Source organism: Psychrobacter sp. PAMC 21119 (assembly GCF_000247495.1).
GTDB lineage: Bacteria > Pseudomonadota > Gammaproteobacteria > Pseudomonadales > Moraxellaceae > Psychrobacter > Psychrobacter glaciei.
The window spans coordinates 63,064-86,968 of the sequence record NZ_AHVZ01000020.1; the positions used below are offsets into that span (position 1 = coordinate 63,064).

Consider the following 23,905-nt stretch of genomic DNA (forward strand, 5'->3'; position numbering starts at 1 on the left):
CATTGAGTAACGATCTTTCATGGCAGTATGCGTATTTAGCACAGTTGCTGAATATTTTGAAATGATAAGTGCGTCTAAAATAAAGCGTACAGATACCAGTTAACACCAGTATCTGTCATGTTTTCACGTCATATGACTATCGAATATAAGTGATTATCGAATATAAATGACTAGCGAATATAAGCTAAATATTGATTACAAAAGAAAGCTTGGACTATAGATCGTTTTCGTACTCATCAGCCGTCATTAGTGCTTCGTAGTCAGCGATGTTGTCAGGCTTCATTCTAAAGAACCAACCTTCGCCATATGGGTCAGAGTTGATGATTTCTGGATCTTCTTCTAGCGCTTCGTTAATCTCAACCACTTCACCTGAGATCGGGGCATAAACGTCAGAGGCGGCTTTTACTGACTCAACGACTGAGATTTCGTCATCAACAGCGATGATGTCACCCACGTCAGGCAGTTCAACAAACACCACGTCACCAAGCAAGTCTTGAGCATGGTCTGTGATACCGACAGTGATTGTACCGTCGTCTTCTAGACGTAGCCATTCGTGGCTGGCAATGTATTTTAGTTCTGCTGGGATATTACTCATGGTCTCTCTCCTAAGTGATAGAGGATGGTTAACAAAAAAAGTGAAAGCTAATAATAGAGTTTATAATGCCTATGAGTCAAACTGCTGCTTGCCATTACGGACAAACGGTAACTTGAGAACGCGTACATCAACGAACTTGCCTTTGCCGCGTAGGTCAACTTGGACATTATCATCCTCTGATACGCTGGCAGGAACACGGGCAATCGCAATGGAGTTTTTTAGACTAGGGGAGAATGTACCACTGGTAATAATGCCGGTCTGCTCATTGTCTGAGCCTTGATTGATGGTGACCGTCATGCCTTCACGCAACACACCGCGCGTCGTCAATAGGAGACCCACTTGCTTCATGGCTGTATTGTCGTCTTTTGACTGCTGGCGTTTGCTAACCAACGCTGCACGACCAACGAAGTCGCGCTCATCTTTTAGCGCGAGCGTCCAGCCCATATTACATTCGTAAGGGCTAATGGTTTCGTCCATATCGTGACCATAGAGGTTCATGCCCGCTTCCATACGCAAGGTATCACGAGCGCCAAGACCCGCTGGTTTTACACCATTGGCTTTTAATAGCTCAAAGAACGCTGGTGCATCATCGCCGTGCATGATCACTTCGACACCGTCTTCACCAGTGTAGCCAGTACGAGCGACGAACCAATCAGCGCCTTCTATATCAGTCAAGTCAGCACCGACGAAAGGTTTAAGTTCAGCTAACGTTTCTGCCCAGCTTGGTTTGGCTTGTGCCAGTTTTTCAATCGCATTAGGTCCTTGAACTGCCAACATAGCAAGCTCTGGACGCTCAGTGATGGTGATGTCAAAGCCTTCTGCGACTTTATTGAACTGCGCCATATCTTTATCGCGAGTGGCGGCGTTTGAGACGATACGATATTCGGTTTCATCCGCATTCATTAGATAGACAATCAAATCATCGATAACGCTGCCTTGCTCGTTTAGCATGCCAGAATACAGCGCTTTGCCAGCAGTCTTGAGTTTATTGACATCATTAGCGAGCAGTTTTTGTAGCCATGCCTTAGTGTCAGCGCCTTTAATATCTGCGACAACCATATGTGAGACATCAAACATACCGGCGTCAGTACGTACCGCTTCGTGCTCTTCGATTTGTGAACCATAATGAATCGGCAATTCCCAACCAGAAAAATCCACTAACTTGCCTTCACTATCAACGTGAGACTGGTAAAGGGGCGTGCGTTTAGGGGCTGAGGTATTGGTGTTTTGAGAGTCGGTCATAACAAATCCTTATGTGTACATTAGTCATACTCGGTAGAGTAATGAGCGATGCGCAGTATCATAGTAGCGAGAAGCAACGTTGCAGGGTGCAAGCATTGCAGCCAAGGGTAGCACAGAAAAAAAAGATAAAGCCGCCAGCCAAACAGACGCTGAACGTCAGTTTAAGCAAAAGCCCTATCTGTCCTGTAACCTGAGATTTTCAACACGAACCATCACTGTTAGTTTCTAAAGCATAAGCTTCAAAAAATCAAATCAAATGATGTCGCATTTTCTCCCCTTCGGTGGGTAAGACGTCGTCCGTCCTTACCGCTCTCCAGATTTGTTATGCCCTATGTTTGGATGTGCTACGCGATTGACGGTAGACAGCGAAACAGTCGTGACATGCGTTTTTCAGTCCTTTTACCTGAGCGATTGGCAGGGTGGATGCGCCTTCGGTGGTCGTGTAGCAATTATATACGTCGTATGACCAATGCGGTTTGATACGATATTTTTTATGTTATAACCATATATTATAGTATAACTATGCTCACAAACTCTCTCCTGAAAAACGCTTTTATTATGAAAGGTTCAGGGCGCTTTTACAAGTCATCAACGCCATTAAAATCAATAATTTCGGCAAAAGTGCCTGTTTGTGAGGATAATCAGGCACATCCGCGATAAACCGAGTACCTTTATTGCTATTTTATCGTCTCAGTCTTAGAGCGGTTGCTTATATCAAAACGTAAAGCAACTACTGAAATTTGGCTAAATTATGCTAACCTACGCCTATAGTTTCTGACAGGTGGTTTTTATGCATTGTGATATTTATAAATTTTCTAAACATGACGGCATGTATGTCTATATTGCCCGCCCTGATTATCCTGATGACACTGACGAGATTAAGGACTGGCTGGGTGTGCTACCAAAAGACTTCCGCGCAAGCTTAGGTCGCAGTAAATTTGTGATGCATCTAGATTTGGCAACCACGCCAACGCTTGCACGTGTTGATAAAGAAGAGGTGCTCGCAAAATTACAGTCGCAAGGGTATTTTGTACAAATGCCACCGCAAGACGTTATGCGCCGTCAAGCGGAATTACGTGCGCGCGAGGCACAAGACAACATTTACGATTGATACGTTTTTTTGAAAAGTTTTCTTGATAGCTATCTCTTTGATATGTTAAATGAAAGCCACTAAGAAAAAGTTTACGACACATTTGCGCTCATGCATTTTGATAGAAAGTCGTGATAAACTAGCAGGCTATATGAGTGATGAATGATGAGCGGCAAGTTGAGTAGTCTTGTCTCCAAGGCTTCTGTCGATAACGTATACGATACTCTCGTGAATAAAACAGCACATATTATAGTCAGAGCATTTTTAAACCGCTACGGTGTTACCTATCCTAGATGTACTCAGTGTACTATCTGCGGTCGGTCGCTTTGTAGCGATTCTAAAGTTCCTTGACTATATTTATCATTAAGCGCAACAACGCGACGCACAATTTATAAACGCAGGTAACTACACACGCATGGACTGGTTAAAAGGTATTATAAACAGCTTACCGCTGGAAGCCATTAGCGATATTCTCGGTGAGATTGCTATTTGGTGGGGACAGCTGGTAAAAGACGTGCCACCCGCAGACTTACCAATGTATGCGTATCTTGGTGGTGTCGTTATTGTGTTGGTATTGTGGTTGTTGGTCGCTCGTATGCTGCCGCGACCGTTGGGTGGTATGAGTTGGATGATGTTGTTTGCCGTGTTGTTGGCACCTGGCACTGCCCTTAGCGACCCAAGTGTGATTGCACCGGCCAGTATCTCTGTGGTCTATGCGATTATGATGAAAGACACAGCTGGCGCGATTACCAACATGTTACCGATATTGGTTGTCTTGGTAGCAGGCTTGTTTATTGGCTTTGTTTGGCAGCTTATTCGCGGTGCGTTTGAGTCAAGTCTAGACAAAGCGCGCAGTCGTACCGCAGAAGATACGCAAGCGACCATGCAGCTGACGACGGGCAGTTATTTGACAGAAAACGCGACTTTGATGGATCCGCCTACTGTCGCTGAGCAGTCTAATAAAACGCCTTTAGCGGCTAATCCTAAAGCAGATATTAGCTTAAAAAAAGACAGCAGCTTAGCTAAGCAACCCGATATTGAAAAGCTTGATAAGCGGTAAAGTTATACCAGAAAAGTGATATCAAAATTTTGCTAGAGGCGACTGGGTCTTTGCTTTAGGCTTATGGTAAGTACAATCAAAGCCGCTATGAATAAAAGACACTGTTAATAGATAAAAGATATTATGAATGGATAAAAAGTATTATGAATAAAAAAAAGACACCATGCGTGTCTTTTTTTATGAAAAAACGTTTTATGACTACGATGATAAATAGTTAAAAGGCGCTTCCTATATATATTGTTTATTAGCAATTGCGAACGCATGAGTATTTTGGCAATCAATCATGCTGTGCTAATCTAAATGATTATTTATTTGCCATCGATTGCTTTTATGCCCTTTATGGCTCTTGATAGCCTTAATCTATAGTCGATTTAATTTAAAAGTAGTACAAGGCAACCGAGTGTAGATGTATATGTGATACTTCAATCGAGGTTAACGCTGTAATACTTTTATAGTGGAATGACTATATAACAATAACTGAGACTTGATTATGACCACGACTGATAAAACGAAGAAAAGCTTTACCGGTACGCAAAACTATATAGCCACTGATGATTTGCAGCTGGCGGTTAACGCAGCGATGACGTTACAAAAGCCGCTCCTGATTAAAGGTGAGCCGGGTACTGGTAAGACGTTACTGGCAGAAGAAGTGGCTGAGAGTTTGGGTATGCCGCTGATTACGTGGCATATCAAATCAACCACCAAGGCTGAGCAAGGTCTGTACGAGTACGATGCCGTATCACGCTTACGTGACTCGCAACTGGGTGATGACAAGGTGTATGAGATTGGCAACTATATCAAGCCCGGCAAGCTATGGGACGCCTTTACCAGTAAAGAGCGTAGTGTGCTACTGATTGATGAAATTGATAAAGCCGATATCGAGTTCCCAAATGACTTGCTACATGAGCTGGACAAAATGTCTTTTTATGTCTATGAGACAGGCGAGACCATTACCGCGGCACAACGTCCAGTGGTTATCATCACCTCGAACAATGAAAAAGAGCTGCCCGATGCCTTTTTGCGTCGTTGTTTCTTCCATTATATTGACTTCCCAGAAGAAGAGACCATGCGTCAAATCATCGACGTGCATTTTCCTGAGATTCAAGAAAAGCTGGTCAATGATGCGCTCGATATTTTTTATAAGCTGCGTAATGTTCAAGGGCTTAAAAAGCCGCCATCAACGTCTGAGCTTGTCGATTGGTTAACTTTGCTACTGGCTGATGATATGGCACAAGCAGAGCTGGAAGAAAACTTACGCGGTGAAAAATCTATTCCGCCGTTATATGGTGCGCTGCTCAAAAATGAAGCCGATGTGAGCTTGTTGCAACGCTTTGCTAATATGATGCGTCGTTAAGCAACAGACCATTTGTCATGATTAAAGCTCATGATTGAAGTTAATAAGACGGCTTCATTCGTCACCATATCAGCCAATAAGCGATGCGACTCTTATGTTTATCAAATTGTTCTATACCTTACGTACTTACGGTGTGCCAGTCAGTACGCGCGAGCTGCTTGATCTAAATGCTGCGCTAGATAAAGGGCTGATGATGCACCCGCATCCTGAAGATTCGGCATTGACTACCTTTGCCAGTCGCGAAGATATGTATCGGTTGATTCGATTGTGCATGGTCAAAGACGAGCGCCATTTTGATAAGTTTGATCGAGCAATGGCAGATTATTTCGAAGGTGTCGACAGTCTAGATATGGATGAGCTATTGTCTAAGCTCACAGACGTGCCCAAAGAGTGGCTCGATTTAAAGCTCGATCCAAAAAATTTGACCGAAGAGCAGCGCCGATTGCTGAAAAAATATGGCTCGTTAGAGGAGCTGATGAAAGCCTTGGAAGAGCGTCTCAAAGAGCAAAAAGAGCGTCATCAGGGTGGCAGTAAATGGGTTGGTACAGGCGGTACGTCACCATTTGGTGCCTATGGCGACCATCCAGAAGGGGTGCGCGTCGGCGGTGAGTCACGTAAACGTAGCGCAGCGAAAGTCTGGGAGCAGCGTAAATACCGTAATCTCGATGACGACAGCCAGCTTGGTACCCGTCAGATTCAGATGGCGTTACGAAACTTGCGCCAGTTTGCTCGTACTGGTAGCGCAGATGAGCTAGACATTCATGAGACTATCAAACGCACCGCTAAAAAAGGCGTGCTCGATATCCATATGCAAGCGGAGCGTCGCAATCGCGTCAAAGTATTGATGCTGTTTGATGTTGGCGGCAGTATGGATATTCATGTCGAAGCTCTGGAAAAGCTGTTTTCGGCGGCCAGAAATGAGTTTAAAACCTTAGAGTTTTTTTACTTTCATAACTGTCTTTATGACTATGTCTGGAAGGACAATAACCGTCGCCACAGTGCGCCGATGCCAACGTATGAGCTGCTCAACAAATACGGTCGCGAGTATCGTGTTATCTTCGTCGGTGATGCCTCAATGTCGCCATATGAGCTGATGACAGTAGGCGGTAGCGTTGAGTATATGAATAATGAGGCGGGTATTGTTTGGTTGAAGCGGGTACTTGATCATTTTGATAAAGTGGCGTGGCTCAATCCTGAAGCACCTTCTTACTGGCAATATACCCAAACCATCGTTGAGATCAAAAAATTAGTGGATCATAAGATGTATCCGATGACGTTACATGGCGTAGAAGAGATGACCAATTATTTAGCGCGGTAATTTTGGCGTTTTCACCAACTTGTAAAACCTGTTAATTTCCATATTTTTTGATAATAGCAGCCGTTATGACAGCATAACGGCTGCTTTTTTGGCTAAAAATCAGCTTTATAGCAATGCGGCATTGGTATGCTCAGTAAAATATGATAAGATTCATTTAAAATGAATGTTATAGATAGGTTGATGGCTTTCACAAAGCTTGACGGCAGAATTTTAAATTTTGTTGGCGCCACTTATTTAAGTTCTTTATTTTAAAATCTCTATCTTTCATTTTCAAACTGATCAATACCATCATTTATTAAGAGAAACAACATGGCCTCACCAAAAACGTTAGAAATCGTCACCGCAACTGTTCCCGTCCTTGAAGAGCATGGAACGGCAATCACCACGGTGTTTTATAAAAACATGTTTGAAGAGCATCCCGAGCTGTTGGACATATTTAACGAAACCAATCAAAAATTGGGCCGTCAACAGACGGCTCTGGCGACGACCGTATTAGCCGCTGCTAAGCACTTGGATAAATTGGCAGCGTTATTGCCACAAGTCACGCAAATCAGCCACAAGCATCGTGCTTTACAAATTTTGCCCGAGCATTATCCTATCGTGGGTAAGCATTTAATTGGTGCAATTAAGGAAGTGCTGGGCGAGGCTGCCAATGACGATATCATCGATGCTTGGACGGAAGCTTATGATGAGATTGCCTCAGTATTTATTCAGATTGAACATGGCATGTATAAAGAGGCGATGTGGCAGGGTTTTGCGCCTTTTGTAGTGACTAAAAAGGTAGCAGCTGCTACGGATATTGCCGCCTTTACGGTTGTGCCCGTCAATGATAGTGCAGAAAGTCATCAAGATATTGACTTGAGCAAATTGACTTTAACCGCGGGTCAGTACATCACAGTGAAAACAGACCCAAAAGACAGTGACCATGTTGCCCTGCGTCATTACTCTTTGTACTCCGCTAGTAGCGATGCAGGCATTCAGTTTGCAGTCAGACGTGACAACCGTAACGAGCATCATGGTTTGGTCTCTAACTATATGCACGACCAATTAGAAGTGGGTGACACGGTTCTATTATCGGCACCAGCGGGCGACTTTGCACTCAATCAAGATTTGGTACAGCAAAATGAGATTCCGCTGGTATTGATGAGTGCTGGTGTTGGCGTGACCCCTGTGCTATCTATGTTAGAGGCACAAGTATTAGCCAATCCAAAACGTCCTATTATCTGGGTTTATGCTTGCCAAAATGAAGCGCATCATGCTTTTAATACCGAAGTAAATAAGCTACTAGAAAAGGCTGAGACTGTAGAAAAGCATGTCTTCTATTTTGAGTCGGGACAATTATTAGATGAGGCATGGCTTGCTACTTTGCCTGAGCCTGCTGATATTTATGTCTGTGGCTCGATGCCATTTATGGAAAGTATGATCGATGGGCTAGTGACGTTAGATCACGGTGTCGATAGCGTCCATTATGAACCGTTTGGTCCCAAGATGAGTCTGGGCGGCTAGTTTTTAGCTATTGACTGTTGCTAGTCATAAAAAAAGCACTTGGATGACAAAGTCGTCTCAAGTGCTTTTTATGCGACATACTATAGTCGATACTAAATAAAATGCATACAGGACACCATGCTGTATCTCTTTTATATTGACATAACTATATGAGGGCAGGCAGTTGATTAGATATTAACTTTGAAATATAAAGGCAAATTAATCTTTACTTTCAACCAACGCTATCATCACACCCATCTCTTTTTTATCGTGCTTATCAATGCTGGGCGCATATAACGCTGACGCAATCCCGCCATCTAAAAAGAGCGCGTTTGGACAGCTTAAGTCATCCTTGAACAACGATGCAAATTGATAAAACGTGACTGGTTCATCGCTATTAACAAACTGTATGCTACCGTCGTCACAAACACCTGCGCCATTACGAATCTTGAGTGAGGTGCTATCAGGATTAAATTGCGGGTGTATCTCGTTATTGATAACCAGCATAGGACCTGATTGAGTGGCATACCTAGGCTCTGCCTCATCATTTTTAAGCTGCTCATTTAAAGCATTGCTTTCTGTGATTTGTACTTTACCCGTTTTATCCCACCACAGCACACCATTGGGCAGTAAATGAAAATTGCCGCCACCTTCTTTGGTATTTAACGCGCGAATCTCTTTACCGTCGATGACAGTATAGCCAATCGGTGCATAATTGTCGTTATACATGCCCGCATTCATGGCAAAGGTAAGTGTTTGGTTGGCTGGTAAAGTCGCTAATAAATTGTCAAAGGTCAGTAGCGGCTGACTGCTATCGGAGGGCTGCCAAAACAGCTGTAGAGAAGAACGTTCGCTACTTAACGCATCAGCATCAACACGACAAACGCTGTAAGTAAACGGTGAGTTTTGGGTCTGGCATGACCAAATTCCTGTATTACTATCAGAATCTTGTTTGGTAATGGGCTGGCAAGCACTGACGCTTAACGTAATAAGCGCTGCTGTCAGTAGAGTGTGCGGTAAGGTGAAAACGGAACTTGGCATCAATCATCTGTCTTTTTGATAAAGAGTAAAATATAAACGCTCATGAATGGTGAAATACTCATCACTATTTTTCAATACTATTTTCAGTCATTGCTAGGTGGAAATTCACGAAAAGTATTGTTGACGTTGCCGATTAACTGCCCACCGCCACTGATACTCGCAAAGTTCCCAAGACTCTGTTCCGCTGATGTGGTGGTTTCTCTACCTTTATCTCGTGAGTCTTTATTATAAGCAATGAGGGCATCATCATTGGCTAAAAAGCTATCAGGGTTCGCCATTACCCACATCTGATTGAACACGTCCGCGCGGGCGCTACTATTAAGCAGAGCACCTCTATCAGTGAAATAAAAGAATTTCGATAATAGCTTTATCTGCCCGTCATCGAGGCGTCGAGCGATATGATAAGGTTGCAATTGGCTTGGGTGTTGCAAGCCAACTGCACCCACGATACTGGCAAGCGATTTTAGGGTGTTTTTATGGAAACTTGCAACACGCTCAGCTTTGCTCGGCACATCCAACGCCTTTTGACGATACGGGTCTTGGGTGGCAACGCCAGTCGGGCAAGTGTTGGTATGACACGAGCGTGATTGAATACAGCCCACGGCAAACATAAAACCGCGTGCTGAATTACACCAGTCTGCGCCCAACGCAATCATACGGGCAATATCGAAGCCAGAGACGATTTTACCGCTCACGCCAAGTTTGATTTTATCGCGGATGCCTGCACCGACCAAGGTATTGTGTACCAATAAAAACCCTTCGACCATTGGCATACCAACATTGTCCATAAACTCGACAGGGGCGGCACCCGTACCACCTTCTGCGCCATCGATAACGATAAAATCAGGATAATTGTCCGTCTCTATCATGGCTTTGACGATGGCCATAAACTGCCAAGGTTGACCAATACATAGCTTAAAGCCAACCGGCTTGCCACCAGATAACTCGCGTAGCTGCTGCCAAAAGGCGACTAGCTCACGCGGTGTGCTAAATGCCGTATGCGAAGAGGGTGAAACGCAGTCTTGCCCCATCGGCACTTGACGGGTATCAGCGATTTCTTGAGTGATTTTGCTGGATGGTAAGACGCCACCTTTACCAGGCTTTGCGCCTTGAGATAGCTTGATCTCAATCATTTTCACTTGTGGATCGACGGCTTTTTCGGCAAAGGATTGCGGACTAAAATCACCGTTTTCATCGCGGCAACCAAAGTAACCCGTACCTAGCTCCCAAATCAAATCACCACCGAACTTGCGATGATAAGGACTGATGGCACCTTCACCGGTGTCATGAGTAAAACCGCCTATTTTTGCGCCTTGATTAAGCGCCATGATAGCGTTTGCTGACAGACTACCGAAACTCATCGCCGAGATATTAAATACCGACATATCATGCGGCTGCTGACAACGCTCACCGCCCACCATAATGCGAAAGTCTTGGTTTTCTAAAGGCTGGCTGATGGCGGATTGTAAAAACCATTCTTTACCATGGGTGTAGAGATTGTCTAGTGTGCCAAAAGCATTGGTATCACTAACGTTCTTGGCACGTTGATAAACCAAGGCACGCTGCTGGCGTGAAAACGGTACTTGCTCTTTATCGTTTTCTAACAAATACTGACGAATCTCAGGACGGAAGTCTTCAAGTACGTAGCGGATATGCCCAGCCACTGGATAGTTTCTCAAGATGGCATGCTTTGACTGTATAACGTCATAAATCCCCAAACATACCCCAAACCCGCCAAGAATAATCAGCCACCAATTCATCAATAATAGCCCTGCTAAAAACAGCAAGACAGCAGCGGTAAAAGTGCTGTAACGTAACAGCACACCGACTAAATAAGGCGAGTTGGTTTTTGGTTCAGGGTTTAGATTGGTACGAGATTGGGGCATAACGAGGCTCAATAGTAATGGTTAAATATAGTATAGATAAGATGCTCAAATTTATCGTGTATATCATACGCCAATAATATCATGGCTTAATGATTATTGAGTAACGGTGTGCTAACGTTGGCTTTATTGAGTCAACCGCTTCGATTTATACGATTCTGGATATGTTTATAGGTTCTTACCCATCTCTCCTCAAAGGGACATTGAATTTCCTATATAATGTGAGCTATTTCGTTGTTGACGATCCATTCAATTTAGGCTTTTTTCTTAGCAAAAAGGCTTCTTATCAGGTAAAACGGTGCTTTATGTTTAACGCTTCCTCGACTCGTTTAAATAAATACATCAGCGAAAGCGGCATTTGCTCTAGGCGCGACGCTGACCGCTTTATTGAGCAAGGTAATGTGTACGTCAATGGCAAGCGTGCTCAAGTAGGCGCGCAAGTGGTTGCTGGAGATGCGGTGAAAGTTAACGGGCAGCTCATCGAGCCACGAGAGGCAGATGATTTTGTGTTTATTGTCTTAAATAAGCCAGTGGGCATTGTGAGCACAACAGAAAGCTCTGAGAAAAATAACATTGTCGATTTTGTGAGACATAGCTTACGTATTTTCCCGATTGGACGTCTAGACAAAGATTCCCAAGGTTTAATCTTTTTGACCAACAATGGCGATCTGGTCAATAAGGTGCTACGTGCTGGTAATAACCATGAAAAAGAGTATCTGGTCACGGTCAATAAGCCGTTAACCGATAGTGTTATTGAGGGTTTGGCGGGCGGTGTGCCGATGCTTGGCAAAATGACGAAAAAATGCCCAGTGACTAAAGTAGCGCCCAACGTATTTAACATCACGCTAGTGCAAGGTCTGAACCGTCAAATTCGCCGTATGTGTGAGCATTTTGGCTATGAAGTCGTCAAGCTTGAGCGTACACGGATTATGAATGTAAGTCTCAAGGGTACGCCCGTTGGAGACTGGCGAGATTTGACGCCAAAAGAGTTGTCTGTTTTACTTAACTCTATAGAAGATTCTTCTTCGCAAGACAGTAAACCGGCTAAGAAATCTCGTAATGCACCACGAAAAAACCCTCGTACTGATGACTCGTCAAAAGCAAAGTCATCTTCAAAACCAGCGGGTGCAGCAAAGGGGCGTAACAAATACGCTAAGGATGATGCTAGAAAACCAGCGGGTTCTAAAGGTAGAGATGGGCGTCCTGCTGGTCGTGGTAAGCCGTCAGGGGGTAATGGTAAGTCTGGAGGCAATGGTAAACCTGCGACAAATGGCAGGCGTCCTTCAAAAGGCCGAGGGTCTAAGCGGTAGTAGTTTCGCGATCATAAGTTTTTGACGTGCGACTGCTTTATTCATGTTTTAAATGTCAGTAAGCTAAATAATTTCAACTTTGATCTTAACGGGATAATATTATGTTTAAAATAAAAGTAGAACGCATTGTCAAAAAACCGATTGATGAGGTGTTTGAAGCACTGAGTGACCATGCCAGTTATGGCTCATTTAAAGCAGTAGGTGTAGCTAAGTTAGTAGCTGAAGGTGACGAGGAGCGCAATGGCGTTGGGGCTTTACGTAGCATTCAAACGGGACCTGTTAAGTTTTGGGAGCGAATTACGGCGTTTGAGCGTCCTACTCATATGGAATACCAAATCGAAAAAGCTAAACCTATAAAAATGCAACATGATAAAGGCGTCATTGATTTAAAAGACTTGGGTGATGGCACTACACACGTGACTTGGATATCTGAGGGTCGATTGACGGTACCATTGCCATTAATCGGTCGCCTATTTGACCGTCAAATGCAGAAACAAGGAACCATAGGGTTTAGTAGCATACTCAAATCTATAGAAAGCCGCTAATCTAGCGGCAATACTGGCTTTTTTGATATAACTATTTTGATATAACTATCTAGTGGTGGTTTATTTTATTTGAGCCATCACTGTTAGTTTTAATCCGATTTTTTCTTAGCAGCTTCAATCTCGTTAAAGCGCGCTAATTGCTCTGGTGTTGCTTTTTGTTGATACTTTTCTTTCCACTCAGCATAAGGCATACCATAAACAAGCTCGCGCGCATCCTCGTATTCGATTTCAATACCACGCTCCTCACCAGCCGCTTTATACCATTTGGATAAGCAGTTACGACAAAAGTCGGCAAGGTTCATTAGCTCAATATTTTGTACATCTTTACGCTCGTCTAAATGAGCTAGTAAGCGACGAAATGCCGCTGCTTCTAATTCGATGTTTGATTCTAATTTTGCCATAAAATTTTTCCTAATTGTAATTGAGTCATCTCAAAACTGAAATGATACTAACGATATAAATATTGCGCAACCTATGTCGTTCTATATTAAAAAAGTCTATCAGTAAACTTGGCAAACTTATTATAGTAAGGTTTATCGACTTAAAGCCTTTTAATCATGATATTAAATCACGCTTCATTCCTATCTGCTCTTTGGTCGATCGTGAGCTAAGTTTCTTCTTTGAATTCATGAATATTTTTTTACCAGTCACGCATCATAATGTCGTGTACCCATTTTACGTAGTATCAGCTATATCATCACTTCTAGAGAATCGTCGTTAAATGATTTGACTGTTATCATTTTAGCTGTTAATTTTAAGTAGCGTTTTGAATGTTAAGCAGTTTTAATTTAAAGTGCTTATGTCTTTTAAGGCAGATTAATTAAGTCTTAATATCAATCAAATGTCAAAAAAATAATCGCTATCAAAAGGAATTGATAATGAAATTAGCACCTTTTTTTTCGATAGGTGCACTAGCAGCTATTAGCCTTTTTGGTTGTTTTGGCCAATCTGATAACAGTAGCGAAGTTGCCTCAAATCAAGAAGTTACCGTTCTACGTTTCTCCCATTTTTATCCCGCCACTGCTGATGTTAATAAAGAAATCTTTGAGCCATGGGCCAAAAAAATTGGAGAAGATTCTAATGGTCGTCTTAAGGTTGAGGTATATCCATCGGCAACACTCAGTAAAGCAGATACCGCTTATGAATCCACAGTAAAGGGAACGATTGACATCGGTTCTCAAGTACAGGGTTATACTAGTGGCCGCTTTCCACTGACCCAGATTGCAGAGCTTCCCGGTTTGTCTAATTCATCAACACAGACAGGTTGTATGCTGCAAACCCTTTATGAAAATGGCACTATATCTAGCGAATATGAAGATTCACATCTCCTTTTTATGTTCGCTACCGGCCCTGGTACATTACATAGTGCTGATAAGCTTATTCGAACTCCAGAAGATATGAAAGGGATGCGTATCCGCAGGCCATCTGCTGTAGCAGGTGATATTATCGAAAGTATGGGTGCCTCTCCTGTGGGTTTACCTGCCAATGATATATATACGTCTCTACAGCGCGGTGTGGTTGATGGATTGAGCTTTCCATGGGAGGCGATCACAACTTTCAAGCTTGATGAGTTAACCAAATATCATACCAATATCCCATTTTATAGTTCTGCTCTGATGATGACTATGAATAAAGATAAATATGAAAGTTTGCCTGATGATTTAAAAAAGGTCATTGATGATAACTCAGGCATGGCTCTTACTAAGAAAGTTGGTGAGATGTGGGATAGAACTGATTTATTAGGTTTGCAAGCTGCTAAAGATAGAGGTGATGAGATCATTGATATTCCAGATCCACTTAATGATCCAGATTGGAAAGGACCTCTGCTAAAAGGAACACAAAAATACTTAGACGATGTAAGCGCATTAGGACTCGATGCTGAAAGTGTCTATGAAAAAGCAAAAGCTGCTAGTGTGGCCTGTAAGGTCTAATTATTTTTTAATATTAGGGCGTGTCATCAAATCTCCTATAAAGCCCAAAAATTAGACAAAAAAAAGCCTCACTACCTATATTAAGGAGTGAGGCTTTTAGTGCTTTTTCAAGCCATATTTGGAGCGGGAAAAGAGATTCGAACTCTCGACCCCAACCTTGGCAAGGTTATGCTCTACCACTGAGCTATTCCCGCTAATTATCAATTAACTATCGTCAGTTGATGATGGCGTATTATACGCAGTTTTTTTGGTGTGTCAACAGCTAGTATGAAAAAAAGCAAAAGATAGTAGATTGGCATATTATCGCATCGTCTATCTATGTTATAACAGATTGTTATAATCTATATTCCAAAAGCTTTGCTTTCTATAAATAGGCTGGAATGCAGTTTTATAATTACTTTTATCATATTTATGATTAATAAACATAACACTTAAGGATAAGTAGTATGAGTCAACAATATACCATCGCTGATTATTTGTTTGATCGTGTCGCAGAAGCAGGTGCGTCAGAGGTATTTGGCGTACCTGGTGATTTTAATCTCACGTTTTTAGATAATGTACTTGCCTCAGATAAATTACGCTGGGTAGGTAATACCAATGAGTTAAATGCTGGTTACGCAGCAGATGGCTATGCACGTGAGCGTGGGTTTGCGGCGATGGTGACGACCTTTGGAGTGGGTGAGCTGTCCGCTATCAATGCCACCGCAGGCTCGTTTGCTGAGTATGCGCCAGTGCTTCATATCGTAGGCGCGCCAAGTACAGCATTACAAGATTCAAAGCGTCGCATCCATCACTCACTTGGTGATGGCGTGTTCAATCATTTTATTAAAATGGTAGAGCCGGTTACGGTAGCACGGGCGCAAATTACGCCTGAAAATGCTGCCTCAGAGATTGACCGCGTGATTCGCTTGATTCTCAAAAAGCATCGCCCAGGCTATTTATTGCTATCACCAGATGTGGCAAAAACGCCAATTTATCCACCGACGACTAAACTTATCGATAGTGAGGAAGATATTACTAGCCAAGCGGCGTTAGCAGACTTTAAACAAGCGCTGATAGAATTTTTACCCAATAAAACCACGACGCTCATGGCAGATTTGATGGTGCATCGTTTGGGTCTGCAAAATCAGCTTAAGGCTTTGATTGCCGATACTGACATTCCTTATACAACGTTATCGTGGGGCAAAACTTTGCTTGATGAAAATAGTGAGCGTTGGGCAGGCACCTATGCAGGCGTGGCATCGCGTCCTGTGGTTAAGGATATGGTCGAAAACTGTGAGTGTTTGATAAAAATTGGTGTGCAATATACTGATACTACTACTGCAGGTTTTAGCCAAGATATTGATGAAAACGTGGTGGTTGACCTGCATTATGAGCGTGCGAGTATCGCAGGCAAAAACTTTGCGCCCATTGCCCTAAAAGATGCTCTAAAAACACTGCATGAGGTAATGACTTCAGATATTAATATTGTACCGAAGCAGTTCTGTGAAGAGGTAAAGCCGCATGAGCAACATGGCAAGGATGATGAGGCTATCCGTCAAGATGATTTATGGCATATCATTGCCGATGCGCTCGATGATAAAAACTTGGTGTTTTCAGAACAAGGTACTGCCTATTTTGGTATCAGTGATGTGCGTCTGCCAGAAGGCGTGACGTCTTATGGTCAGCCGATGTGGGGTTCTATTGGTTATACTTTGCCTGCGAGTTTAGGTGGTGCCATTGCTTCACCACATAAGCGTAGTATTTTACTCATTGGTGATGGTTCTGCTTTATTAACCATTCAAGAAATTGCGGTAATGATTCAAGAACGTATCAACCCGGTGATTGTACTGATTAACAATGATGGCTATACCGTTGAGCGCGCGATTCATGGTGAAAACCAATACTATAATGACATTCCTAAATGTGACTGGCAGTTGATGCCAAGAGCGTTTGGTGCCAATGATGATAATAGTCTGCTACTAAAAGCAGAGACAGCAGGCGAGTTAAAAGATGCTCTCAAGCAAGCGGCGGCTGCAAAAGACAAGCTGGTTATGTTGGAGGTTATCGCTGGCAAGCATGATATCCCGCCATTATTAGCCGATATCAGTGCCGCGCTTAAGCCAAAAAATGATTAATTAGTTCGCAAATAGCATCAACAATTATCAGTCATAGCCCCATTTAGCAGCATTGCTAGATGGGGTTTTTTTGAGCCTTTTTATGATGTAAGTCAATTAAGCTGTTGTTCCTCTTATATCGCTTTGCAGACTTTAGTATCATGGTGGATTGGGCTATGTTCAGCCCTTAGCATTCAACAGGAGATGATCCCGTCGTGATTTGGTTAAAAATGCTTATTGGCGCTCTAATGGTACTGGCGATTCAATTATTCGCGCAAACCAGATTTTTCTATTTGGCTGCACTTGCCCCACTTTTCCCCACTTTTACGTTGATTAGTCACTTTATTGTAGGGACAGAGCGTAGCCCTGCTGATTTAAAGGTTGCACTAATATTTAGTATGCTCGGCGTCATCCCGCATCTTATTTATACCTTTGTAGTGTTTTTTAGCATCAGCTATGTCAGCTTATATAAGGCACTGCTGCTGGGCGTTGTCGCTTGGACAATAGCGGCGGCAATTTTAGTACTTACTTGGCAATACATTCAGGCTTAGGTGTTACTAAGCAAGACCACTTAAATCATGCAAAAATACACGATAGTAACTGAGTAACTGAGTAACTGAGTAACTGAGTAACTGAGTAACTGAGTAACTGAGTAACTGAGTAACTGGAATTGGATGCATGTTCTTATAAATATTTTCTATGAATTCGGATGTGGATGTTATGCTTAGGAGCGACTTTTACCGTAACGAAATCAGAGCAACATTATTACGATAATTGTATTTGTCGTCATTCATAAAAATAGGGCTTAAAAAAAGATGGATACCTTAAATATCCTATACCTCGTAGGGGCATTGTTGATTTTTGCCAGTATCATGGCCAGTACGTTATCCGCGCGTTTGGGCGTTCCATTATTGCTGTTGTTTTTGATGGTAGGGATGTTGGCAGGTGAGCAGGGTATTTTAGGTATTGAGTTTTCTCAATATGGTATTGCCAATTTCGTTGGGCAGGCAGCTTTGGCTTGTATCTTGTTAGATGGTGGTTTGCGCACCTCTTTTAAATCGTTTCGGGTTGGTCTTAAGCCTGCCGTTACACTCGCTACTTGGGGTGTCCTCGCTACTGTCATGATACTGGGCGTATTCGTGACTTGGCTACTCGATGTCGATTGGCGCTTTGGGCTATTGATGGCAGCTATCGTTGGCTCAACCGATGCGGCAGCGGTATTTTCACTATTGCGTAATGGCGGTGTCAAGCTCAATGATCGCGTCCAAGCCACGCTCGAATTAGAGTCTGGTGCCAACGATCCCTTGGCTATTTTATTGGTTACGGGTCTTATCGCTCTAAATGTTGACCCAGCAGGACAGACAGTATTTGGCTTTTTGATATTACTGTTCCAGCAGTTGAGCTTTGGGCTAGGGATGGGCTTGCTATTCGGTTATTTGCTATCCCGATTATTGCCCAAGATACATTTAGCAGAAGGCATGTATGCTATTTTGATACTATCTGCTGGCTTGTCCGTCTTTGCCGCGACCAATCTAATTGGCGGTAGTGGATTTTTAGCGGTTTATCTCACGGGTGTGATGATTGGCAATTACAAGGTACGCTCCACCGAGCATGTGATGCGAGTAATGGACAGCTTTGCTTGGTTATCACAAGCGGTGCTTTTCGTAGTGTTAGGACTATTGGTCACCCCATCAAACGTCATCAATGTCTGGCATTATTCAGTCGCGATTGCCGCCTTTATGATCTTCGTTGCCCGTCCTATCGCCGTCTATACCAGTGTTAAGCCTTTTAAATTCAAAGACAGAGAGATAGGCTTTATCTCTTGGGTTGGCTTGCGCGGGGCAGTACCTATTACCCTTGCGATATTGCCTGTTATGGCAGGGATAGATAACGCCTTTATGCTGTTTGATATTGCCTTTGGGGTCGTGGTTTTGTCCTTGATCTTGCAAGGTACAACCATTCCTATCATGGCCAATTTGTTTAAGGTGCGGATTCCGACCAATGATGATCCAAAAGAGGAACATGAGGTTTGGGTGTCGGATAAGGCAAGTATTACTTTGTATGAATTCGAAGTTCAATCAGGGGCATTTGCGATTGGTCGTCATCCGATGGATATCTCTAAACGCATTAGCTCTGATGAGATTAGTGTGTTTGCGCTGGTACGTAGGCAGAGAATCGTGGTCGTTGACGAAGACACGAAGCTGAAATTTGGTGACAGTGTCTGGTACGCTATGCGCGGCGATCATGCCAGAAAAATCGCTAAAATTTTTAATGATACGACATTGGATCGTAAAGCCATCGATGATTTTTATGGCGACTGGCTACTATCACCTAGCGTCAAGCTTGGAGATTTACCCTTCTTTACGGCTATGATGCAATCTGAATCACTGGTAGACAGCCTACAGTCTGATCCTAAGGACAGCCCAAAAAGCATGTGGGAACAAACGGTCGCTGAATATGTGACAGGAAATCTAGGTACAGCACTGGTCTCAGGAGATACCGTCGCCATTAATGATGAGTGGTCATTGGTCATCAAAGAAATGGATGGTAAAGGCAAGCTAAGAACCATTGGTTTAAAGCGTCAGGAGCAACCAATCTAGTCAATCCACTATAAAAGCGTTACAGCGTTAACCTCGCTTGAGGTATTCAATATACATCTACACTTGGTGCCTTGTACCACTTTTAAATTGAACCGACTATAGCGATATAGCCATTTATCGTTGTGATGAGCCATGATTTAAGCTGGCTTATATTAGCTGGCTCATACTAGGAAACGCCCTAGTCATTTATAGCTTTGGCGAGCTTTTTGATAATAGACGCATCATTTGACTTAAAAAATCAGCGACCTGTTTGTGCAAGTTTTCTCGGTAAGCCCAATGATGCTTGACTTCATAACTGGCCTCGGTGGGCAGTAGTATTTTCATCAGTCCCATCTCTTCATAACGCTTGGCTAAGTCATTGGGCAGATAACCAACATGATGACCTGCCAAAATCAGCTGCGCGGTCGCCTCCATATGATAAGTGGTGGCACTCAAAGTTTTTGGGCGCACATGATTGATACTCAAATCAGTAATATAGCCTCGTTTTATCCATGGATAGTTTTGTTCCAAATCCTCAAAAGTTAACCCTTCTGATTCATAAAATAATCGATGCTCGCGTCCACAGCAAACTACCTGCTTCTCAATAAATGCTGGCTGGAACGTTAGTAGCGGTGGAAAACTGCCAAAATATCCCACACCAATATCACTCTCGTTGCTTAGCAGCTTCTCTAACATGCTTTCAGGGCTTTGCACATCGATAGAAAAGTGGATAAGGGGATTGTCACGATAGCTAGCAGCCAAGCATTGGCGCAAGGCATCATAAAAAAATGTCGGCATTTGATCAATGAGACACAATCGAATGTGACCACCATGCACGGAGTCTAATTGACGAATATAGTGCAGTTGATGTTGAAAGCTGGCAACCGCTTCGGTAAAACTCAAGCAAGCTTCATATACTGCTGCGCCATCTTCTGTGAGCTTAAAACCCGCGCGTCCACGATGACAAAGCGTCATACCCAAGCGGTCTTCTAAATGGGTCAAATGACCACTAATGACAGAGGTCGTCACATTCAAGCGCGACTGGGCGGCTGTCACGCCCTGACACTCTACAATCGCCATAAAACTACGCAAGGTTTTGATGTCTATTTTTATCAATTCATCTAGCATCAGTAATTATCCCTCAGCACTTGTGATGTTTATCAACATGAATTTTCTATTCATCAATTTTTTAGCATAAAATCTATATCAAACTTCTGATAATAACGGTTAAATCTAACTTACTACGGAAAATCAGAAGTTTACTTCTAAATTTTACCATGGTCTGACTTCAATTATTTAGGTATTGTCAGAGTCATATAAAAAGTGACATATAACAAATTGGCTATACCGACACACTAAAACAAGGATGTGATTTATGAAATTCAATCAACCATTAAGCGGCAACGACATGCCAAGATTTGGCGGCTTTGCTTCTATGATGCGCCTGCCGACTCAGGCTGATGCAGAAGGATTAGATGTGGCTTTCGTTGGTGTACCTTTGGACATCGGTGCATCAAACCGTAGTGGTGCTAGATTGGGACCAAGACAGATACGCGATGAATCACGCATGATTCGTCCTTATAATGTCGCCACTCGTGCTGCGCCTTTTGAATCCTTACAAGTCGCTGATATTGGCGACGTACCTATCAATACTTTCAACCTGCTAAAAAGCGTTGATATCATCGAAAAATTCTATACAGAAAAAGTCGTCAAACATGGCGCTATTCCTCTAACACTAGGCGGCGATCACACCATTGCCTTGCCTATTTTGCGTGCGCTTGCCAAAAAACATGGCCCTGTCGGTATGGTGCATATCGATGCGCATGCAGATATCAACGATGATATGTTTGGTGAAAAAATCGCTCATGGCACCCCATTTCGCCGTGCTGTCGAAGAAAATTTAATCGATGGTAACCGTGTAGTACAAATCGGTCTGCGTGGTACTGGTTATAGTGCCGAAGAGTTTGATTGGTCAACCCAGCAAGGCTTTCGCGTTGTACCTGCTGAGGAATGCTGGTACAAGTCGCTAACACCGCTCATGGCAGAAGTGCGCGAAAAGCTAGGCGATGGACCTGTCTATTTAAGTTTCGATATCGATGGTATTGACCCAGCGTTTGCGCCTGGTACGGGTACTGCTGAAATCGGTGGTCTGACCTCAACTCAAGCCATAGAAATCATTCGCGGTATGCGCGGACTGGAAGTAGTCGGTGGCGATTTGGTAGAAGTGTCACCGCCGTATGACCCATTCGGTAATACATCTGTACTGGCAGCGAACTTATTGTTTGAGATGCTATGTATCCTACCGGGTGTGCGCTATGACGATAAAGTAAAGGCTGTTTACTAGGGCGTGTCCTCATTTTAAAAATGGTGATAGAAATGAGATAAATTGCAGTCAAACAAGGAAAATAGTGCAGTTAATATCGTGATATTACCCAGCTGTTTGACGAAGTTTGGCAAAATTTAGCCATTTTTAGCCCATTTAGATATTCATCGATTGAATTGAGGACACGCCCTAATAATCACTCATGATACGAATAGTGATTTACCCTTTAGGGAAAGGGTGATTTGAGTATACTGCTAAACAACTTATTTAAACGCGATTGAACTTTTTTAGGATAACTGACTCATGACCCAATTGACGCAAGCGTCTTCTTCATTACCTGCAACCCCATCTCTGACATGCGGTGAGCTGTTGGTACAGTGGTTAGAATACTATGGCGTAGAGACCGTATTTGGCATACCCGGTGTGCACACGGTCGAGCTATATCGTGGTCTGCCAAACACCAATATCCGCCATGTGACGCCGCGTCATGAACAAGGCGCTGGGTTTATGGCTGACGGCTATTACCGCGCTTCGGGCAAGATTGGCGTTTGCTTTATCATCACCGGCCCTGGCATGACCAATATTATGACTGCCATGGCACAAGCATTGGCGGATTCTATACCGATGCTGGTGATCTCTAGTGTCAATAAAGTGGCAGATACGGGCAGCGGTGAAGGGCACTTGCATGAATTGCATGATCAGCAAGGTATGGTCAGTAAGGTTGCGCTTACGAGCAAAACCATCTGGAAGCCTGAGTCGTTACCCAAAGTCATCGCAGAAGCTTTTGCCTTATTCAATGGTGCACGTCCGGGGCCAGTGCATATCCAGCTGCCAATCGATGTGATCACCGCCGATGCCAGCCATGTCGCCAAGCCGCCTGATTTAACGCCTTACTTGAATAGTCCGGCAACCAGCCAAACTGATGCGAATAGTTCAACGCTGCCTCGAGTAATGAGACCGCTGCCCAATCCTGCACAGCTTGATTTGATTATCGAGTCTCTCAAAACCGCAAAAAACCCAGTATTGCTCTATGGTGGTGGCTGCGTCGATGTCAATCAAGATGCACAAAAACTGGCAGAGCTGATCGATGCGCCGACATTTTTGACCATCAATGCCAAAGGTCTGCTACCACCCGCTCATCCGTTGAGCTTAGGCAGCAATCAATCATTAGCAGCAGGTCGAGCCGTTATTACTGAAGCCGATTTGGTATTGGCGATTGGTACTGAGCTAGGTGAGACTGATTATGATGTGTTTTTTAATGGCGAGTTTAAAATCAACGGTAAGCTGATTCGTATCGACTGCGATGCTCAGCAATTGCAGCGTCCTTTTAGAGCGGATATCGCCGTATTATCCGATGCGCAAATGGCTATAAGTGGCCTTTGCACACGTTTAGAAAACCAAGCGTTAAATCATAAAGCGGTGTCACGAGTCGCCGAGGCAAAACAGGCATTGTTAGCAGAAATGACCCCAGACTTTGCTGGTCAAAATGCGCTACTTCAGCTGATTCGAGATGAAGTAAAAGACGTCATATTTGTTGGAGATTCAACGCAGCCTGTCTATAGTGGCAATCTTGGTTTTGAAGCACTGGCAACCCGAAAATGGTTTAACTCGTCGACTGGGTTTGGCACGCTAGGTTACGGTTTGCCTGCCGCGATAGGTGCCATGATTGGCTCAAAATCGCCAGTTATTAGTCTTATTGGCGATGGTGGTATTCAGTTTACGATTGCAGAACTCATCTGCGCTGCCGAGCTTGAGCTACCATTAATTGTGCTGCTTTGGAACAACCAAGGCTATGGTGAGATTCGTCGTTATATGGAAGAGGGTGGTTTGCCACTTATTGGGGTCAATATTAAGACGCCACATTTTGAGCCCTTAGCCGCAGGATTTGGTGCAGGTTATCGCCGAATTACCGAAAAGCAGCAACTGCTAGACGCCTTGCAAAAGGATATCAACGGCAAGCAGCCTTTCATTTATGAAGTTGATGAAGCCGATGATTTTCTGACTGAGATAGGCAAGGACTTTATCTGTTTTAGCTGATGATAATGACTTAACT

The 23,905-nt window shown here is 43.4% G+C and carries 19 protein-coding genes, 1 tRNA gene and 2 riboswitches; of the genes, 13 read left to right on the plus strand and 7 right to left on the minus strand.

The window, feature by feature from the left end:
- Positions 1–214 precede the first annotated feature (214 nt).
- Positions 215–595, minus strand: coding sequence for a glycine cleavage system protein GcvH (gene gcvH / locus RH96_RS08165; protein WP_010199661.1), 381 nt, complete (start codon positions 593–595; stop codon positions 215–217).
- A gap of 69 nt (positions 596–664) precedes the next feature.
- Positions 665–1,837, minus strand: a complete 1,173-nt coding sequence (gene gcvT, locus RH96_RS08170; RefSeq protein ID WP_010199664.1) for a glycine cleavage system aminomethyltransferase GcvT — start codon at positions 1,835–1,837, stop codon at positions 665–667.
- A gap of 168 nt (positions 1,838–2,005) precedes the next feature.
- Positions 2,006–2,164: riboswitch (glycine riboswitch) on the minus strand.
- 54 nt (positions 2,165–2,218) lie between these two features.
- A riboswitch (glycine riboswitch) is annotated at positions 2,219–2,390 on the minus strand.
- A 237-nt stretch (positions 2,391–2,627) separates the two neighbouring features.
- Here gcvT and RH96_RS08175 point away from each other — a divergent pair.
- The 5 genes from RH96_RS08175 (at position 2,628) to RH96_RS08195 (ending at position 8,165) form a co-directional block, all read left to right on the plus strand.
- A complete protein-coding gene (locus RH96_RS08175) occupies positions 2,628–2,948 on the plus strand; it encodes a YcgL domain-containing protein (protein ID WP_010199666.1) in 321 nt (106 codons plus the stop codon).
- 394 nt (positions 2,949–3,342) lie between these two features.
- On the plus strand, positions 3,343–3,987 hold the full coding sequence (locus tag RH96_RS08180; protein ID WP_010199668.1) for a hypothetical protein: 645 nt from the start codon (positions 3,343–3,345) through the stop codon (positions 3,985–3,987).
- Positions 3,988–4,477: 490 nt separating this feature from the next.
- Positions 4,478–5,341, plus strand: coding sequence for an AAA family ATPase (locus tag RH96_RS08185; protein ID WP_010199670.1), 864 nt, complete (start codon positions 4,478–4,480; stop codon positions 5,339–5,341).
- Between the two features lie 94 nt (positions 5,342–5,435).
- Positions 5,436–6,659: a vWA domain-containing protein gene (locus tag RH96_RS08190; RefSeq protein ID WP_010199677.1), complete on the plus strand. Its 1,224-nt coding sequence runs from the start codon at positions 5,436–5,438 to the stop codon at positions 6,657–6,659.
- Positions 6,660–6,968: 309 nt separating this feature from the next.
- The gene (locus RH96_RS08195) at positions 6,969–8,165 is read left to right on the plus strand and encodes a globin domain-containing protein (RefSeq protein WP_010199688.1); all 1,197 of its coding nucleotides are present in this window, start codon (positions 6,969–6,971) and stop codon (positions 8,163–8,165) included.
- A 198-nt stretch (positions 8,166–8,363) separates the two neighbouring features.
- Here the strand turns inward: RH96_RS08195 and RH96_RS08200 are convergent, their stop codons facing one another.
- Positions 8,364–9,185 carry a phosphodiester glycosidase family protein gene (locus RH96_RS08200; protein WP_010199689.1) on the minus strand — a complete coding sequence of 274 codons (822 nt, stop codon included), beginning with the start codon at positions 9,183–9,185 and terminating at the stop codon, positions 8,364–8,366.
- A gap of 83 nt (positions 9,186–9,268) precedes the next feature.
- Positions 9,269–11,071 carry an FMN-binding glutamate synthase family protein gene (locus RH96_RS08205; RefSeq protein WP_010199690.1) on the minus strand — a complete coding sequence of 601 codons (1,803 nt, stop codon included), beginning with the start codon at positions 11,069–11,071 and terminating at the stop codon, positions 9,269–9,271.
- 302 nt (positions 11,072–11,373) lie between these two features.
- Between RH96_RS08205 and rluF the strand changes: the two genes are divergently transcribed.
- Positions 11,374–12,378 carry a 23S rRNA pseudouridine(2604) synthase RluF gene (rluF, locus tag RH96_RS08210; RefSeq protein WP_010199691.1) on the plus strand — a complete coding sequence of 335 codons (1,005 nt, stop codon included), beginning with the start codon at positions 11,374–11,376 and terminating at the stop codon, positions 12,376–12,378.
- A 101-nt stretch (positions 12,379–12,479) separates the two neighbouring features.
- Complete coding sequence (locus tag RH96_RS08215; protein WP_010199693.1) at positions 12,480–12,923, plus strand: SRPBCC family protein; 444 nt, start codon at positions 12,480–12,482, stop codon at positions 12,921–12,923.
- An 89-nt stretch (positions 12,924–13,012) separates the two neighbouring features.
- On the opposite strand, the gene RH96_RS08220 is transcribed toward RH96_RS08215, so the two are convergent.
- The gene (locus tag RH96_RS08220) at positions 13,013–13,324 is read right to left on the minus strand and encodes a DUF1244 domain-containing protein (RefSeq protein WP_010199695.1); all 312 of its coding nucleotides are present in this window, start codon (positions 13,322–13,324) and stop codon (positions 13,013–13,015) included.
- Positions 13,325–13,801: 477 nt separating this feature from the next.
- Here RH96_RS08220 and RH96_RS08225 point away from each other — a divergent pair, with 477 nt between their 5' ends.
- Positions 13,802–14,854: a TRAP transporter substrate-binding protein gene (locus RH96_RS08225; RefSeq protein ID WP_010199697.1), complete on the plus strand. Its 1,053-nt coding sequence runs from the start codon at positions 13,802–13,804 to the stop codon at positions 14,852–14,854.
- A 119-nt stretch (positions 14,855–14,973) separates the two neighbouring features.
- Here RH96_RS08225 and RH96_RS08230 read toward each other — a convergent pair.
- Positions 14,974–15,048: transfer RNA gene (locus RH96_RS08230), tRNA-Gly, on the minus strand.
- A 252-nt stretch (positions 15,049–15,300) separates the two neighbouring features.
- On the opposite strand from RH96_RS08230, the gene RH96_RS08235 reads away from it, so the two are divergent.
- From RH96_RS08235 to RH96_RS08245, 3 genes are all read left to right on the plus strand, one after another.
- Positions 15,301–16,971: an alpha-keto acid decarboxylase family protein gene (locus tag RH96_RS08235; protein WP_010199698.1), complete on the plus strand. Its 1,671-nt coding sequence runs from the start codon at positions 15,301–15,303 to the stop codon at positions 16,969–16,971.
- 194 nt (positions 16,972–17,165) lie between these two features.
- Entirely contained in the window at positions 17,166–17,501 is a 336-nt protein-coding gene (locus RH96_RS08240; RefSeq protein ID WP_010199701.1) for a GlpM family protein, read from the plus strand.
- A 264-nt stretch (positions 17,502–17,765) separates the two neighbouring features.
- Positions 17,766–19,550, plus strand: coding sequence for a potassium/proton antiporter (locus tag RH96_RS08245; protein WP_010199704.1), 1,785 nt, complete (start codon positions 17,766–17,768; stop codon positions 19,548–19,550).
- Positions 19,551–19,736: 186 nt separating this feature from the next.
- Here the strand turns inward: RH96_RS08245 and RH96_RS08250 are convergent, their stop codons facing one another.
- Positions 19,737–20,657: a LysR family transcriptional regulator gene (locus RH96_RS08250; RefSeq protein ID WP_010199705.1), complete on the minus strand. Its 921-nt coding sequence runs from the start codon at positions 20,655–20,657 to the stop codon at positions 19,737–19,739.
- A gap of 247 nt (positions 20,658–20,904) precedes the next feature.
- Between RH96_RS08250 and speB the strand changes: the two genes are divergently transcribed.
- The gene (speB, locus tag RH96_RS08255) at positions 20,905–21,873 is read left to right on the plus strand and encodes an agmatinase (RefSeq protein ID WP_010199708.1); all 969 of its coding nucleotides are present in this window, start codon (positions 20,905–20,907) and stop codon (positions 21,871–21,873) included.
- Positions 21,874–22,155: 282 nt separating this feature from the next.
- On the plus strand, positions 22,156–23,889 hold the full coding sequence (locus tag RH96_RS08260) for a 5-guanidino-2-oxopentanoate decarboxylase (protein WP_010199710.1): 1,734 nt from the start codon (positions 22,156–22,158) through the stop codon (positions 23,887–23,889).
- The last annotated feature ends 16 nt before the right edge of the window (positions 23,890–23,905 follow it).

What these genes read in the sequence shown, in the direction of transcription:
- gcvH (WP_010199661.1), bottom strand. Translation starts at nt 595, where the DNA reads ATGAGTAATATCCCAGCAGAACTAAAATACATTGCCAGCCACGAATGG.
- gcvT (WP_010199664.1), bottom strand. Translation starts at nt 1,837, where the DNA reads ATGACCGACTCTCAAAACACCAATACCTCAGCCCCTAAACGCACGCCC.
- RH96_RS08175 (WP_010199666.1), top strand. Translation starts at nt 2,628, where the DNA reads ATGCATTGTGATATTTATAAATTTTCTAAACATGACGGCATGTATGTC.
- RH96_RS08180 (WP_010199668.1), top strand. Translation starts at nt 3,343, where the DNA reads ATGGACTGGTTAAAAGGTATTATAAACAGCTTACCGCTGGAAGCCATT.
- RH96_RS08185 (WP_010199670.1), top strand. Translation starts at nt 4,478, where the DNA reads ATGACCACGACTGATAAAACGAAGAAAAGCTTTACCGGTACGCAAAAC.
- RH96_RS08190 (WP_010199677.1), top strand. Translation starts at nt 5,436, where the DNA reads ATGTTTATCAAATTGTTCTATACCTTACGTACTTACGGTGTGCCAGTC.
- RH96_RS08195 (WP_010199688.1), top strand. Translation starts at nt 6,969, where the DNA reads ATGGCCTCACCAAAAACGTTAGAAATCGTCACCGCAACTGTTCCCGTC.
- RH96_RS08200 (WP_010199689.1), bottom strand. Translation starts at nt 9,185, where the DNA reads ATGCCAAGTTCCGTTTTCACCTTACCGCACACTCTACTGACAGCAGCG.
- RH96_RS08205 (WP_010199690.1), bottom strand. Translation starts at nt 11,071, where the DNA reads ATGCCCCAATCTCGTACCAATCTAAACCCTGAACCAAAAACCAACTCG.
- rluF (WP_010199691.1), top strand. Translation starts at nt 11,374, where the DNA reads ATGTTTAACGCTTCCTCGACTCGTTTAAATAAATACATCAGCGAAAGC.
- RH96_RS08215 (WP_010199693.1), top strand. Translation starts at nt 12,480, where the DNA reads ATGTTTAAAATAAAAGTAGAACGCATTGTCAAAAAACCGATTGATGAG.
- RH96_RS08220 (WP_010199695.1), bottom strand. Translation starts at nt 13,324, where the DNA reads ATGGCAAAATTAGAATCAAACATCGAATTAGAAGCAGCGGCATTTCGT.
- RH96_RS08225 (WP_010199697.1), top strand. Translation starts at nt 13,802, where the DNA reads ATGAAATTAGCACCTTTTTTTTCGATAGGTGCACTAGCAGCTATTAGC.
- RH96_RS08235 (WP_010199698.1), top strand. Translation starts at nt 15,301, where the DNA reads ATGAGTCAACAATATACCATCGCTGATTATTTGTTTGATCGTGTCGCA.
- RH96_RS08245 (WP_010199704.1), top strand. Translation starts at nt 17,766, where the DNA reads ATGGATACCTTAAATATCCTATACCTCGTAGGGGCATTGTTGATTTTT.
- RH96_RS08250 (WP_010199705.1), bottom strand. Translation starts at nt 20,657, where the DNA reads ATGCTAGATGAATTGATAAAAATAGACATCAAAACCTTGCGTAGTTTT.
- speB (WP_010199708.1), top strand. Translation starts at nt 20,905, where the DNA reads ATGAAATTCAATCAACCATTAAGCGGCAACGACATGCCAAGATTTGGC.
- RH96_RS08260 (WP_010199710.1), top strand. Translation starts at nt 22,156, where the DNA reads ATGACCCAATTGACGCAAGCGTCTTCTTCATTACCTGCAACCCCATCT.